Here is a 14,032-nt window from a genome sequence, read left to right on the forward strand (position 1 = left end):
GCGTTGTCAGATTCGTGCTGATGGCGGGCGCCCGGGCCTAGAATCAGGGGCGCCACGACCATCACGAGTGAGGAACGCATGGCTTTCGACTTCAAGGTCGCCGACCTGTCCCTGGCCGCCTTCGGCCGCGACGAGATCCGGCTCGCCGAGCACGAGATGCCCGGCCTCATGGCGACCCGCGCCGAGTACGGTGACAGCAAGCCGCTCCAGGGCGCCCGCATCATGGGCTCGCTGCACATGACCGTCCAGACCGCGGTCCTCATCGAGACCCTGGTCGCGCTGGGCGCCGAGGTGCGCTGGGTCAGCTGCAACATCTTCTCCACCCAGGACCACGCCGCCGCCGCGGTCGTCGTCGGCCCCGACGGCACCGTCGACGACCCCAAGGGCGTCCCGGTCTTCGCCTGGAAGGGCGAGACCCTGGAGGAGTACTGGTGGTGCACCGAGCAGGCGCTCACCTGGCCCGACGGTGAGGGCCCCAACATGATCCTGGACGACGGCGGCGACGCCACCATGCTCGTCCACAAGGGCGCCCAGTACGAGAAGGCCGGGGCCGTCCCCGACCCCTCCACCGCCGACAGCGAGGAGTTCGAGGTCGTCCTCAAGCTGCTCCAGGCGAGCCTGGCCCAGGACCCGACCAAGTGGACGACCATCGCCGAGCGCATCAAGGGCGTCACCGAGGAGACCACCACCGGTGTCCTGCGCCTGTACGAGATGCAGCGCGACGGCAGCCTGGCGTTCCCGGCGATCAACGTCAACGACTCGGTCACCAAGAGCAAGTTCGACAACAAGTACGGCATCCGCCACTCGCTGCCCGACGGCATCATGCGCGCCACCGACGTCCTCATCGGCGGCAAGGTGGCCGTGGTGTGCGGCTACGGCGACGTGGGCAAGGGCGCCGCGGAGGCGCTGCGCGGCCAGGGCGCCCGGGTCGTCGTCACCGAGATCGACCCGATCAACGCCCTCCAGGCCGCCATGGACGGCTACCAGGTCACCACCCTGGAGGACGTGGTGGGGACCGGTGACATCTTCATCACCACCACCGGCAACTTCAACGTCATCATGACCGAGCACATGACGGCGATGAAGCACCAGGCGATCGTCGGCAACGTCGGCCACTTCGACAACGAGATCGACATGGCCGGCCTGGCGAAGGTCCCCGGCATCACCAAGAAGGAGATCAAGCCGCAGGTCCACGAGTGGACCTTCCCCGACGGCCACACCATCCTGGTGCTGTCCGAGGGCCGCCTGCTCAACCTGGGCAACGCCACCGGCCACCCCAGCTTCGTGATGTCCAACAGCTTCACCAACCAGGTCATCGCGCAGATCGAGCTGTTCACCAAGCCCGACGAGTACCCGATCGGCGTGTACACGCTGCCCAAGATCCTCGACGAGAAGGTCGCCCGCCTCCACCTGGACGCCCTCGGCGTCAAGCTGACCAGGCTCAGCAAGGAGCAGGCCGCCTACATCGGCGTGGATGTCGAGGGCCCCTACAAGTCGGACCACTACCGCTACTAGCGGACGTCCGCCCACTCCGGGGCCGGCGCCGCACGCCGGCCCCGGAGCCGCCACCACAGAACGGGCTCCATGACCGGGACTCCACACGAGGTCGCCGACCTGGCCCTGGCCCCGGCCGGGGTGCGCCGGGTCGCCTGGGCCGAGCGGTCCATGCCGGTGCTGCGCAGTATCCACGCGCGCTTCGCCGCGGAGCGGCCCCTGGCCGGGCTGCGCGTCGCCGCCTGCCTGCACGTGACCGCCGAGACCGCCAACCTGCTGCGCGTCCTGCGCGCCGGCGGCGCCGAGGTGGCCCTGGCCGCCTCCAACCCGCTCTCCACCCAGGACGACACGGCGGCCGCGCTGGTCGCCGAGTACGGGGTGGCCGTGCACGCCTGGGCCGGGATGGACCCCGCCTCCTACGACCGCAACCTGGTCACGGTGCTCCGGACCCGGCCCCACCTGCTGCTGGACGACGGCTGCGACCTCGTCCACACCCTGCACGCCGCCCGCCCCGACCTGCTCGAAGGCGTCCTGGGCGGCTGCGAGCAGACCACCACCGGCGTCATCCGGCTGCGCCGCATGAGCGCCGAGGGCGAACTGCGGCTGCCCATGGTCGCCGTCAACGACACCGCCACCAAGCGCATGTTCGACAACCGGTACGGCACCGGCCAGTCCACCATCGACGGCATCCTGCGGGCCACCAACACCATGCTCGCGGGCCGCACCGTTGTCGTCGCCGGGTTCGGCTACTGCGGGCGCGGCCTGGCCGAACGCGCCCGCGGCATGGGCGCCCGCGTCATCGTCACCGAGGTGGACCCGGTCAAGGCCCTGGACGCCGTCATGCAGGGGTACACGGTCGCCGCGATGGAGAGCGCCGCCCCGGTCGGGGACGTGTTCGTCACCGCGACCGGCAACCGCGACGTGATCCGCGAGGAGCACCTCGCGCTGATGCGCGACGGCGCGATCCTCGCCAACTCGGGCCACTTCGACCTGGAGATCGACCTGGCCGCGCTGGACCGGCTCGCGGTCGCCGTGGACCGCGGGGTGCGCGAGCACGCCGACGAGTACGAGTTCGCCGACGGCCGCCGGGTCCTGCTGCTGTCCGAGGGCCGCCTGGTCAACCTGGGCGCCGCCGAGGGGCACCCGGCCGCCGTCATGGACCTGTCGTTCGCCGCGCAGGCCCTCACCACCGCCTGGCTGGCCCGCGCCCACGCGGACCTCGCCCCGGGCGTCGTGGACGTCCCGGACGAGATCGACACCGAGGTCGCCGGGCTGGAGCTGGCCGCCCTGGGCGTCGCCATCGACACCCTCACCCCCGAGCAGGAGTCCTACCTGCGCTCCTGGCACCCCTGACCGGGGCGCGCCCCGGCACGGGCCGGGAGGCGGCGCGCGTCAGGAGGCGGGGCGGTGCTGGGAGCGCTGCTGCTGGAGGGCGATCTGCTGGCGGCGCCGGCGCTCGGCCAGTACGGCCGCGAGGAAGTCCGCCGGCGCGACGCCCGGCGGCGGGGGCGGGCTGATCTGCGCGGCCACCGCGTCGGCCAGCCGGACGCCCATCTCGTGGCGGGTGTGCTCGGCCAGCTCGTAGTAGCGCAGGACGTACTGGCGGGCCGCGGCGGCCGTCTCCGGCGCGAGCCGGGACAGGTCGGCCCCCGACGCCCAGCCCGCCAGGTACGGCGGCATGGGGATGTGCTCCTGGCGGGGGCGCCCCGTACGCTCCTCCACGACCATCGTGCCCGCCAGGAAGTCGCCGACCCGGCGCCCGTCCTTGCTGATCATCGAGGTGATCAGCGCGATCACGCCGGTCGTCGCCCAGATCTCGAAGAACCCCGCCAGGGCCCGCGCCAGCGCCTGCCGGAACCGCTCGGGCGTCCCGTCGGTGCCGACCACGCGCAGGCCCAGCGCCATCTTGCCCAGGGACCGGCCGCGCGAGATGGTCTCGAACGCCGTCGGGTATCCCACGAAGATCAGGATCATGCCGCCCAGGAACACCGCGGCGGTCGCCGCCGGGTCCACGGCGGTGCCCATCCAGGCCACCAGCACCATGTGCAGCAAGAAGAGCACGCCCTGCACGATCACGTCGATGAGCAAGGCCACCGCACGGGTCGCGAACCCCGCCGCGCGCAGGTCCAGGACCACCGCGTCCCCCGTGACCAGGGGCGTCGTACCGTACGCGTCGCCGCGCACCTCACCACCGCCGGGATAGGACACCGGTGCTGCTCCCTCGGGGCCGAACGGAACTTTCGACCCCGACACTACCCGCAGGCCGGGCACCGCGTTCCCACCGGCGGCGTTCCCGGGCCGCGAGACGGTAGGGTCCCTTGCGTGGATATCGACGTTTTCGCCGCGGCGCACAACGGGGACTGGGAGCGCCTGGAACGGCTGGTCCGCCGACGGCGCCGACTCGACGGCGCCGAGGTCGACGAACTCGTCGACCTCTACCAGCGGGTGTCCACCCACCTGTCGGTGGTGCGCTCCTCCGGCCAGGACCCCGCCCTGGTGGGCCGCCTGTCCGCGCTGGTCGCGCGCGCCCGCTCCGCGGTGACCGGCGCCCACGACCCCGCCTGGCGCGACCTCGTGGGGTTCTTCACCCGGGTCTTCCCCGCGATCCTGTACCGGCTGCGCTGGTGGTGGCTGGGCATGACCGCGGGCACCGTCGGGATCGCGGCGGCCGTGGCCTGGTGGATCGTCGCCGACCCCGCGGTGATGCACGCGATGGGCACGCCCGAGTACGTCGCCCAGGTGGTCGAGTACGAGTTCGCGAACTACTACGTCGAGAACCCGCGGGGCTCCTTCGCCGCCCAGGTGTGGACCAACAACGCCTGGGTGGCGGCGCAGGCGATCCTGTACGGTGTCGCGTTCGGGGTGCCGACGCTGTACGTGATGCTGCTGAACGCGCTGAACCTGGGCGCCATGGCCGGGCTGATGATCGGCCACGGCCGGGCCGACGTGTTCTTCGGGCTGATCCTGCCGCACGGCCTCCTGGAGCTGACCGCCGTGTTCGTGGCGGGCGGCATCGGCCTGCGGCTGGGCTGGTCGCTCATCGCCCCCGGCGACCGCACCCGGCTGCGCGCCTTCGCCGAGGAGGGCCGCTCGGCGGTGGCGGCGGCGCTGGGGCTCGCGGTGGTGCTGTTCATCTCCGGCCTGATCGAGGGCCTGGTCACCGGGAACACGGTCGCCGGGCACATCCCGATCCCGGTGGCGCTGGGGATCGGCGTGCTGGCGGAGGTGCTGTTCCTGCTGTACGTGTTCGTGGTCGGCCGCCGGGCCCACCTGGAGGGCGAGACCGGGGACATCAGGAACGCGCCCGCGGCGGTGCCGGTGGCCTGAGGGCCCTGGCCCGCCGGGCCCGGGTGTGGCAGTGTCGGGCCCATGAGCGAAGCCCCCCACTGGTTCAAGAGCTCCTACAGCAGCTTCGAGGACGCCTGTGTCGAGGTGGCCTTCGGGGTTCCGGCCGGTGTCATGGTGCGCGACACGCAGAACCGGTCCGCCGTCGTCCTGGCGGTCGGCTCACGTGAGTGGTCCGCCCTCGTCACCTCGGCCGCGCGCGTCTGAACCCTTCACGGCCTGCCTGGCCCGCTCCGCGCGTTCACGGGCCTGGACGACCAGTGTGTTCTCCTCGCCCATGGCCGCGGCCCGTGTCCGGGCGACCTCGTCGAACATCGCGGCGGCGCGGGCGTGGTCCCCGCGCTCGGCCGCGTTGCGGGCCAGGAAGTAATCGGCCTGGCCGGTGTTCGGGTGATCCTCGCCCAGAACACGGCTCCAGGCTTCGCGGACCCTGAGGAAGCCCGCCTCCGCTCCGTCATTGTCACCGCGGAGCATGCGGATGTAGGCGAGGTTCTGCAGCGCGTGGAGCGCGGTCGGTTCCTCCTCCCGCCCCTCGTAGGCCGCCAGTACCGTCTGAAAACCCTGTTCCGCGGCTTTCAGGTCACCACGCAGCCCGGCGATGAGGGCGACCTGGTGCAGGCTGCTCAGAGTGTCGGGGTGGTCGGGTCCGAGCCTGGACACACGGTCGCTGTGGACCGAGCGGTAGATCTCCTGGGCCTCGCCCCACCGGTCCAGGGCGCGCAGTGAATCGGCCCAGGCGTGCCGGGCGCGCAGCGTCTCCGGGTGCGTGCCGCCCAGGGCGGCTTCGGCCGTTTCGACGAGCCGGCCCAGGGACCTCTCCGCCTCCATCCGGTCCCCGAGCAGCATCGCGACCCTGAAACGCCCGACGGAGGCCTGGACGACGGTTGGATGCCGGGCGTGGTGCACACGGGCCAGGACCCCGGCCAGCGCTGTGTAGGCGGAGGCCTCCAGGGTGAAATCGCTGTCGGGCCGCCACTGGAGCAGACCGCTGACGATGTCCGTCACCGCACTGTCGCCGATCCCCGCGCGGACGGTCTCCGCCACCAGGGGGTGCATCCGCAGCGCCGCCTCCCCGCCGTGCTCGCCCAGGGCGACCAGGCCGTGCACGATCAGGGCGTTGACGGCGCGTGCCAGCCCCACGTCGTCGAGGCCCTCCAGCGGACCGGACGCCAGTTCCGCCGGGGGCAGCCGCCGCAGCGGCACCGGCACCGCGTTCGACCCCAGGACCGCCAGGACCTGGAGCAGGGGGCGGGCGTACGGCTCCCGCTCCGCCACCGACCGCAGCGACAGGTCCCACACGCCCGACAGCAGCCGCCGGTCCACGTCGGGCCCGGTCACGAACGGCGCCGCCAGCTCGTCCAGCCGGTCCACGCCCTCCTCCAGGCGCGCCAGCAGCGCGCGGGCGTCGGGGAACAGCACCCGGTGCGTCGCCAGGATGCGCCCGGCCAGCGACAGCGCCAGCGGCACCCGGCCCAGCCGCTCCGCCAGCTCCTCCGCCCCGGCCGTCCCCGCCAGCGCCGCGTGGTCGGCCAGCGCCGACGCCGCGGCCCCCGCCTCCAGCGCCTCCACCCGGTGGATCCGTGCGGGCGCCCACTGGGCGGGGTCGTCCACCCGCGTCGTCACCAGAACGAACCCGCCCGGGCTGGCCCGCATCCAGCCCAGCTGGTCGCCGGGCCGGTTCTCCGGATCCAGCTCCTCGGGCCGGTCGGCGTTGTCGATGACCAGCAGCCACGGCCGCGGCGCGTCGTCCAGGTGCCGCCACACCCACCGCATCGCCAGATGCCGGGTGGTCCGCACCTCCTCGGCCTCCCGCCGCGACCCGCCCAGCTCCACGGCGACCTCGATCATGCTCGCCGCGACGCTGCCGGGCCGCACCCAGAACACCGTCCGCCCCTCGGCCCGCGCCCGTCCGGCCAGCTCCGCCGCCACCGTGGTCTTGCCGAACCCGCCGGGCCCGGTCAGCACGTGCGGCACGGCCGCTCCGGCGCGCATCTCCGCCAGCAGTTCCCCGACCAGCCCCTCCCGGCCGCGCACCGCCGTCGCGGGGCGCGGCGGGTCCAGCACCACGTCCGCCCCCGGCGGGGGAGCGGGCCGCTCCCCGGCGTTGATGGTGAGGCTGTGGATGTCGCGCGCCTGGACCAGCCGCCCGTACACGTCGCCGTCCACCGAGTTCACATGGGTTCCGGGGGAAGAGTCCATGCCCACATACTGCCGGAGCGCCCCACCGCCCGCGGGCGGACCGCACGCGCCCGGGTTCGGTGAGCACGGGAAAGGGCGGGGTGGCCGGTTCCGGCCACCCCGCCCCCGGGGCGCGTGCCGCTACAGGCGGCCCTGGGCCTTGAGGTTGATGTAGGCGTCGGCCAGCGCCGGGGCGATGTGCTCGGGCTCGGCGTCCACGACCTCCACCCCGACCCGGCGCAGCTCCGCCGTCACCCGGCGCCGCTCGGCCAGCGTGCGCTCGGCGGCGGCCGCCCGGTACACGGCCGCGGAGTCGTCGCGACCGGCCGCCATCGCCGTCACGGCGGGGTCCTGCACGGCCGCGACCAGCAGCAGGTGCCGCGCGGTCAGCGCCGGCACCCGGGGCAGCAGCCCCTCCTCCAGTGCCGCCGCGTTGAGGTCGGTGAGCAGCACGACCAGTGAGCGGGTCCGGCCCTGGGCGGTCAGGATCGCGCTCGCCATGCCCGCAGGGTCGGACTCCAGCAGCTCAGCCTCCAGCGGGGCCATCGCCTCCACGATCCGGTGCACCTGGCTGCCCTTGCCGGCCGCCTTGACCTGCGCCCGCACCCGGCGGTCGTAGGCCAGGAAGTCCACCCGGTCGCCCGCCTTGCCCGCCAGCGCGGCCAGCAGCAGGGCCGCGTCCATGGCGTGGTCCAGGCGGGGCGTGTCGCCCACCCGGCCCGCGGAGGTGCGGCCGGTGTCGAGCACGATGAGGATGCGCCGGTCCCGTTCGGGGCGCCAGGTGCGTACCACCACCCCGTCGTTGCGCGCGCTGGCCCGCCAGTCGATGGACCGCACGTCGTCCCCGGGCACGTAGTCGCGCAGGGAGTCGAACTCGCTGCCCTGGCCGCGCACCATCGCCGTGTGCTGGCCCTCCAGCTCCCGCAGCCGCGACAGCTTCCCGGGCAGGTGGCGGCGGCTGTGGAACGGCGGCAGCACCCGCACCGTCCACGGCGCCGGCAGCGTGCGCTGCCGTCCGGCCAGCCGCAGCGGGCCCAGGCTGCGCACGGTCACCCCGGCGGCGCGGGCGTCGCCCCGCCGGGTCGGGACGAGCGTCGTGCGCACCCGGCGCCGCTCGCCCGCGTCCACCCGCAGCGGCTGCACCCGGGGCCCGGCGTGCGCGCTCGGCGGCCAGGCGTCGCGGACGGTCCCGCGCAGGCGGCGCCGCGTCGGGTTGGCCACGGTGACCTCGACGGAGGCGGCGTCCCCCAGCCGCAGCGACGTGTCGCCCGCCCGGGACAGCCGCAGCGCCCGGGGGCTCGCCGCCAGCAGCACGTCGACGGCGACCGACACCACCAGGGCGGCGACGGCGGCCGCGGCCGCCCACGGGCCCAGGGAGCCGGAGAACGCCACGGCGACGGTCAGCACCCCCGCGAGCAGGACCGCCCGGCCGGTGACCACCATCAGCGCGGCACCGGGACGGAGGACAGCACGCCCTCCAGGATCCCGTCCGTGGTCGCGCCCTCCAGCTCCGCCTCCGGGCGCAGCGAGATCCGGTGCCGCAGGGTGCCCTTGGCCAGCGCCTTCACGTCGTCGGGGGTCACGTAGTCGCGGCCCGACAGCCACGCCCACGCCCGGGATGTGCGCATCAGGGCCGTCGCACCGCGCGGGGAGGCGCCCAGCTGGAGCGACGGCGACTGCCGGGTGGCCCGGCACAGGTCCACGATGTACCCGAGCACCTCGGGGGCCACCCGCACGGTCTCCACGGCACGGCGGGCCGCGTGCAGGTCGGCGGCCCCCGCCACCGCGGTCACCCCGGCGGCGCCCAGGTCGCCGGGGTCGAACCCGGCGGCGTGGCGGCCCAGGATCTCCACCTCGGCCTCCCGCGGCGGCAGCGGGACCGTCACCTTGAGCAGGAACCGGTCCAGCTGCGCCTCGGGCAGCGGGTAGGTGCCCTCGTACTCCACCGGGTTCTGGGTGGCGGCCACCAGGAACGGGTCGGGCAGCGCCATCGGGCGCCCCTCCACCGTCACCTGCCGCTCCTCCATGGCCTCCAGCAGCGACGCCTGGGTCTTGGGCGGGGTCCGGTTGATCTCGTCGGCCAGCAGCAGGTTGGTGAACACCGGGCCCTTGAGGAACTCGAACCTGGCGGTGTTCTGGTCGTACACCAGCGACCCCGTCACGTCGCCGGGCATCAGGTCGGGGGTGAACTGCACCCGCTTGTGGTCCAGCGACAGGGCCGCCGACACGGTGCGCACCAGCAGCGTCTTGGCGACACCGGGCACACCCTCCAGCAGTACGTGGCCGCGGCACAGCAGCGCCACGACCAGCGCGGTCACCGTCTCGTCCTGGCCCACGACCGCCTTGGCCACCTCGCGGCGCAGGGCGACCAGGGCCTGCCGCGCCTCATCGGCCGAGGGGGGTGCCTCGTGTGTGAAGGCGCTCACGTGCCGTCCACCTCTCTCGCTCTGTCGGAATTCTCCGTCGGTCCGGTCACCGCAGCCTCCGGGACCGCTCGTCCAGTTCGGCGGCCAGCCGCAGCAGGCCGCCGTCGTCGGCCGCGTACGGGTCGGCCCCCTGCGGGTACAGCAGCCCGCGCACGGCCTCCGGGTCGTCCCCGGTGCGCTCGGCGACCGCCGCGACCACCGCGTCGGGCGGGGCGTCCGGCCCCAGCCCCAGCCGGGCGGTGTGCCGGTCCAGGAAGCCCGCGCGCAGCGCGCCGACCACCCGGTCGCGCGCCGCGCGCGAACGGTACAGCCCGGCCCGCCCCTCGGTGGTCTCCGAGGCGCGCACCACCACCGGCAGCGACTCGGGCACCAGCGCGCCCATGCGGCGGCCCTGCCACAGCACGAGCAGCACCAGGCCCGCCGCCAGCGGCAGCAGGGACCAGCGCACCCCGGCGGGCAGCAGCTCGGGCAGCGAGGCCGTCCCCTCCTGCTGGGGCGGGTCGGGGCGCAGCCACACGACGGTCCCGGCGTCCAGCAGGTTGAGGGCCAGGGCGGCGTCGCCGCCCCGGTCCAGGAGCCGGTTGGTCCACGGGTTCCCGTTGCCCAGCACGGTGGTGGTCGTGCCGTCCTCGGTCACCTGTACCAGGGCGTCGCCGGCTCCGGCCGGGTAGCAGCCCACGGCGTCGGTCCCCGGAGCGGCGGTGTACAGCTCGCCGTGCACGTACGCGGGGCCCGCGGCCTCGGCGGCGGGCAGGTCGCAGTGCGGTTCCAGCGGCCGCTCCAGGATGTCGCGGGGCAGCTCGCGGCCGGTCATCTCCACCCCGGGGGCGAACGCCGACAGTGACCGCACCGAGGGGCGCACCAGGACGGTGTCCACGTCCAGGGCGGCCAGCCGGTCCAGCTCCTCGGGCAGCAGCCGGTGGTCCAGGAACACGACCAGGACCGCGTCCTCGGCGGCGCCGACCGCGTCGGCGGCGTCGCCGGAGGAGCGGACCACCTCGACCTCGCGGTCCTCGCCCAGCACGTTCACCAGGGCGCGGGTGCCGTCCGGGGCGACGCTGCCGGGCTCCAGGTGGCCGGTGGGGAACTGCTCCCCGCCCAGCGACATCAGCACGGACACCACGACGAGCGAGGCCGCCAGGATCGCGGGGAAGCGGGCGGCCCGCCAGAAGCGGCGGACGGCCGACTCCGGGGGAGCGCCGACGGGGGGTACCGGGTCGACGGCGGCGACCGGGCCGGCGGGGGCCTCGGGGGAGTGGACGGTCATCCGCGCGCCTCCTCGGGGTCCAGGGCCGGGCGGGCCGCGCGCAGGCGCTCGTCGAGCTCACGCAGCACCCGGGCGGTGTCGGCGGTCGCCGGGCGGTCGCCGTAGACGACGTCGTTGAACAGGCGGGCGCCCTCGCGCAGCCCCCCGGCCTCGCCGGGCAGCGCCTTCGCGGCCTCGGCGGCCAGCTCCGTGGCCGTGCGCCCGGCGCGCGGCGAGATGATCGTGCGGTCCTCCAGGTCGACGCTGATCGCGCGCATCCGCTCGGTGACGGCGGCCGTGTACTCCCCGGCCTCCTCGTGGGCCAGTGCGGCCGCGCGGTGGTCGGCCGCCGACCGGGGCGCGGTCCGGTGGACGGCGCCCTCGCCGCGGCGGGTCCGAGAGGGGCGCAGCCACAGGACGAGCCAGAGCACCAGCAGCGCGACCACGACGAGCAGGACCGCGGTGGCCCACCCGCCGCCGACGCCCGGGACGGGGACCTCCAGGTTGGAGAGCCATTCCAGGAAACGTTCCAGCAGGGAGGGCTCCTGCTGCCCGTACACCGGGTCGCTCAGCTCCTCGACGGCGCGGCGGCGCCCCTCGTCCCCGGTCACCTCCAGGACGGCCGCGAACGGCGCCGTCACGCCCGCTGCTCCGGCAGGTAGATCTCCGGGCCGACCTCGCGGCCGGACAGGGCCGCGGTGTGCAGCTTCAGGTCCAGGCCCTCGCGCCGCATCCGCAGGTCGACGTAGAGCAGGGTGGTCACACCCACTTCGAACGGGGTCACGATGGCGTAGGTCAGCGCCTGGCCGATGAACATCAGTGCCCCGGCGAGGACGGCCGCCCACAGCGCGCCCGGGAACATGACCGCGGGCACGATCCCGCCGATGGTGAACGGGCTGATCAGGATGTTGCTTACGAAGTAGACGATGATGATCGTCAAGAACAGGATGAGGACGATCCGCCACCAGCTGCCCTGGGTCAGCCGCCACGAGCGGCCCAGCGCGGAACCGACACCGATGCGCTCCAGAACGACGGCGGGCATCGCGAACTTGATCCGCACGAAGATCCAGACCCGGACCACGAGCCAGAAGAGGGCGGCACCGACGAGGCCGAGTGCTGCGACGACGGCCCCGGCCACGTCGCTGCCCCCGCTGATCATCAGGAGGCCGAGCAGGAACCCTCCCACGCCGAGGAACACGGCAACGGTGGCGATGACCGCGTCGATGAGCAGCCGCAACAGTGCCAGCCCGATCACCGGCCACATCCGCCCCTTGACGGAGGACCAGGCTTGGGAAGGGGAGAGCTTGCCGCCCAGCACCGCCATGCCGACCGTCGCCGTGAGCAGGCCGGTGGCGATGGCGATTCCGAGGGAGGACAGCAGGCTGCCCGCGTACATGGCGATCAGGGTCCACGGCCCGAACGGCACCGGGTCGTTGGGGTCGATGGCCAGGGGGTCGTTCAGTATCCGGTCGACGAACTCCCCGTACGTGGACATGTAACTGCCGAAGCCGACGGAGGAGATCACGCCGGTGACGGCCATGATGACCAGCGACAGGCCGACCATGGTCTTCGGGTTGCGGCGGATGAGGGTGAACGCGCCGTTGAGGATGTCCCCGAGGGTCATCGGGCGCAGCGCCACCACGCCGGGCTTGGGAGCCTGGGGTGCGTACCCATATCCCGGTTGGCCCTGGCCCGGTCCCTGCGGGTACTGCCCCGGGGCCGCCTGCCACTGGCCGGTCTGCGGACCGGTGTGGGGGCCGGCCCAGGGGCCCTGTCCGGGCTGCGGGCCGTACCCGGGGGCGGCGAACCCCTGCGCGGGCGCCTGTCCGTACGCCGCCTGTCCATACGCCTGCTGTCCGTACGCGGGCTGCTGGTGGGCCTGCTGCCCGTACCCCTGCTGTCCGTACCCGGGCGCCCCGTGCTCCTGCGCCGCGGGCTCGCCCGAACCCGGTGCGGCGAACCCGGCGGGTGCGCTCTCCGCGGGGGCGCCGCCCGCGGGCGGCGCGAAGGACGGGTACTGGGACGGATACCGCGGCTCCGCGGACCCCGGCGCGCCCTGTGCCCCGGCGGGGTCGCCCCCCTGCCCCGGAGCGGCCCAGGACTCCGCGCCCCCGGCGCCGTTCCGGGCGTCGGGCACGGGCGATCCACCGTCGGCGGGCGCCTCCGGGGTCTCCCCCGACGGGTTCCGGTGGTCGTCCTCCTGGGTCATCTGCCCCCGCCCTCCGTGAGGTTCGGTTACGCTGCGCAAGCGGACCGGGTTCCGCATTCACGTCTCGAAGAACAACCTACCGGCCGGTTCCCCCGAAGTCGGGCACGGTCCGGGCCCCTTCACGGGCAACCGACGCACTTCATTCTTTTTGTATGCTTTCTGTTACCAACCGGTCGGGCGTTATCAAGGGCGCCATCACCCTCCCGGCCAGGGAGGACGCCCGAAGTGGCCGAAATCGGCCCCGGAAGGTCCCAAAGACATCGACCGCGCCTCCCACCGCTCCAGGAGATGGCAGGGTGGGGGACAATGACGGTTCCCCGCGTCGGACCGTGGCGGCGCACCCGTAGACCGCACCGACGACGTTCGTGTTCTTCCGAGGAGAGAGGAGTAGGCGCCGCGAACTCCGCCCCACAGGGTGGGACCGACGCCCGGCGCCGGACACACCGATGAAGGGACGTGTACTGGTTGTCGACGACGACCTCGCCCTCGCAGAGATGCTCGGCATCGTGCTGCGCGGCGAGGGCTTCGAGCCCTCGTTCGTCCACGACGGCGACAAGGCCCTCGAGGCCTTCCGCGAGACCAAGCCCGACCTGGTCCTCCTCGACCTGATGCTGCCCGGCGCCGACGGCATCGACGTGTGCCGCCAGATCCGCGCCGAGTCCGGCGTGCCGATCGTCATGCTCACCGCCAAGAGCGACACCATCGACGTCGTGCTGGGCCTGGAGTCGGGCGCCGACGACTACATCGTCAAGCCGTTCAAGCCCAAGGAGCTCGTCGCCCGCATCCGCGTGCGCCTGCGCCGCACCGAGGAGCCCGCGCCCGAGGTGCTCCAGATCGGCGACATCACCATCGACGTCGCCGGGCACGCCGTGCGCCGCGACGGCGAGCAGATCAGCCTCACCCCGCTGGAGTTCGACCTGCTGGTCGCCCTGGCCCGCAAGCCGCGCCAGGTGTTCACCCGCGAGGTCCTGCTCGAGCAGGTCTGGGGCTACCGCCACGCCGCCGACACCCGCCTGGTCAACGTGCACGTGCAGCGCCTGCGCGCCAAGATCGAGAAGGACCCCGAGCACCCGGAGGTCGTCGTGACCGTCCGCGGTGTCGGCTACAAGGCCGGTACGGCCTGATCCGCACGAA

Annotated in this window: 12 protein-coding genes; 5 read left to right on the plus strand and 7 right to left on the minus strand. The window is 73.9% G+C overall.

Translation table 11 applies throughout. The features are described from left to right. Nucleotides 1-78: 78 nt before the first annotated feature. Both ahcY and K1J57_RS15170 read left to right on the plus strand, forming a co-directional pair. Nucleotides 79-1,515, plus strand: a complete 1,437-nt coding sequence (gene ahcY / locus K1J57_RS15165; RefSeq protein WP_220565051.1) for an adenosylhomocysteinase — start codon at nucleotides 79-81, stop codon at nucleotides 1,513-1,515. Between the two features lie 69 nt (nucleotides 1,516-1,584). Next, a complete protein-coding gene (locus K1J57_RS15170) occupies nucleotides 1,585-2,847 on the plus strand; it encodes an adenosylhomocysteinase (RefSeq protein ID WP_220565052.1) in 1,263 nt (420 codons plus the stop codon). A 39-nt stretch (nucleotides 2,848-2,886) separates the two neighbouring features. Here the strand turns inward: K1J57_RS15170 and K1J57_RS15175 are convergent, their stop codons facing one another. Then, nucleotides 2,887-3,702 (minus strand): RDD family protein, encoded by an 816-nt coding sequence (locus K1J57_RS15175; RefSeq protein ID WP_220565053.1) that lies wholly within the window; start codon nucleotides 3,700-3,702, stop codon nucleotides 2,887-2,889. A 114-nt stretch (nucleotides 3,703-3,816) separates the two neighbouring features. Between K1J57_RS15175 and K1J57_RS15180 the strand changes: the two genes are divergently transcribed. Both K1J57_RS15180 and K1J57_RS15185 read left to right on the plus strand, forming a co-directional pair. Then, nucleotides 3,817-4,821, plus strand: coding sequence for a stage II sporulation protein M (locus tag K1J57_RS15180; RefSeq protein ID WP_220565054.1), 1,005 nt, complete (start codon nucleotides 3,817-3,819; stop codon nucleotides 4,819-4,821). 42 nt (nucleotides 4,822-4,863) lie between these two features. Next, nucleotides 4,864-5,046: a DUF397 domain-containing protein gene (locus K1J57_RS15185; protein ID WP_220565055.1), complete on the plus strand. Its 183-nt coding sequence runs from the start codon at nucleotides 4,864-4,866 to the stop codon at nucleotides 5,044-5,046. On the opposite strand, the gene K1J57_RS33985 is transcribed toward K1J57_RS15185, so the two are convergent. From K1J57_RS33985 to K1J57_RS15215, 6 genes are all read right to left on the minus strand, one after another. Then, nucleotides 5,002-7,038, minus strand: a complete 2,037-nt coding sequence (locus tag K1J57_RS33985) for a tetratricopeptide repeat protein (RefSeq protein WP_220565056.1) — start codon at nucleotides 7,036-7,038, stop codon at nucleotides 5,002-5,004. The genes K1J57_RS15185 and K1J57_RS33985 overlap by 45 nt on opposite strands. Nucleotides 7,039-7,158: 120 nt before the next feature. After that, nucleotides 7,159-8,460, minus strand: a complete 1,302-nt coding sequence (locus K1J57_RS15195; protein ID WP_220565057.1) for a DUF58 domain-containing protein — start codon at nucleotides 8,458-8,460, stop codon at nucleotides 7,159-7,161. Further along, nucleotides 8,460-9,443: a MoxR family ATPase gene (locus K1J57_RS15200; RefSeq protein WP_220565058.1), complete on the minus strand. Its 984-nt coding sequence runs from the start codon at nucleotides 9,441-9,443 to the stop codon at nucleotides 8,460-8,462. Before K1J57_RS15200 ends, K1J57_RS15195 begins: the two co-directional genes overlap by 1 nt. Before the next feature lie 46 nt (nucleotides 9,444-9,489). Continuing rightward, nucleotides 9,490-10,710, minus strand: coding sequence for a DUF4350 domain-containing protein (locus K1J57_RS15205; RefSeq protein WP_220565059.1), 1,221 nt, complete (start codon nucleotides 10,708-10,710; stop codon nucleotides 9,490-9,492). Further along, nucleotides 10,707-11,330, minus strand: coding sequence for a DUF4129 domain-containing protein (locus K1J57_RS15210; RefSeq protein ID WP_220565060.1), 624 nt, complete (start codon nucleotides 11,328-11,330; stop codon nucleotides 10,707-10,709). Before K1J57_RS15210 ends, K1J57_RS15205 begins: the two co-directional genes overlap by 4 nt. Beyond that, nucleotides 11,327-12,898, minus strand: coding sequence for a glycerophosphoryl diester phosphodiesterase membrane domain-containing protein (locus K1J57_RS15215; protein ID WP_220565061.1), 1,572 nt, complete (start codon nucleotides 12,896-12,898; stop codon nucleotides 11,327-11,329). The genes K1J57_RS15210 and K1J57_RS15215 overlap by 4 nt, the downstream gene beginning before the upstream one ends. Nucleotides 12,899-13,344: 446 nt before the next feature. Between K1J57_RS15215 and mtrA the strand changes: the two genes are divergently transcribed. Then, a complete protein-coding gene (gene mtrA / locus K1J57_RS15220; protein WP_073376517.1) occupies nucleotides 13,345-14,022 on the plus strand; it encodes an MtrAB system response regulator MtrA in 678 nt (225 codons plus the stop codon). Nucleotides 14,023-14,032 lie beyond the last annotated feature (10 nt).

This window comes from Nocardiopsis sp. MT53 (assembly GCF_019598965.1).
Lineage (GTDB): Bacteria > Actinomycetota > Actinomycetes > Streptosporangiales > Streptosporangiaceae > Nocardiopsis > Nocardiopsis changdeensis.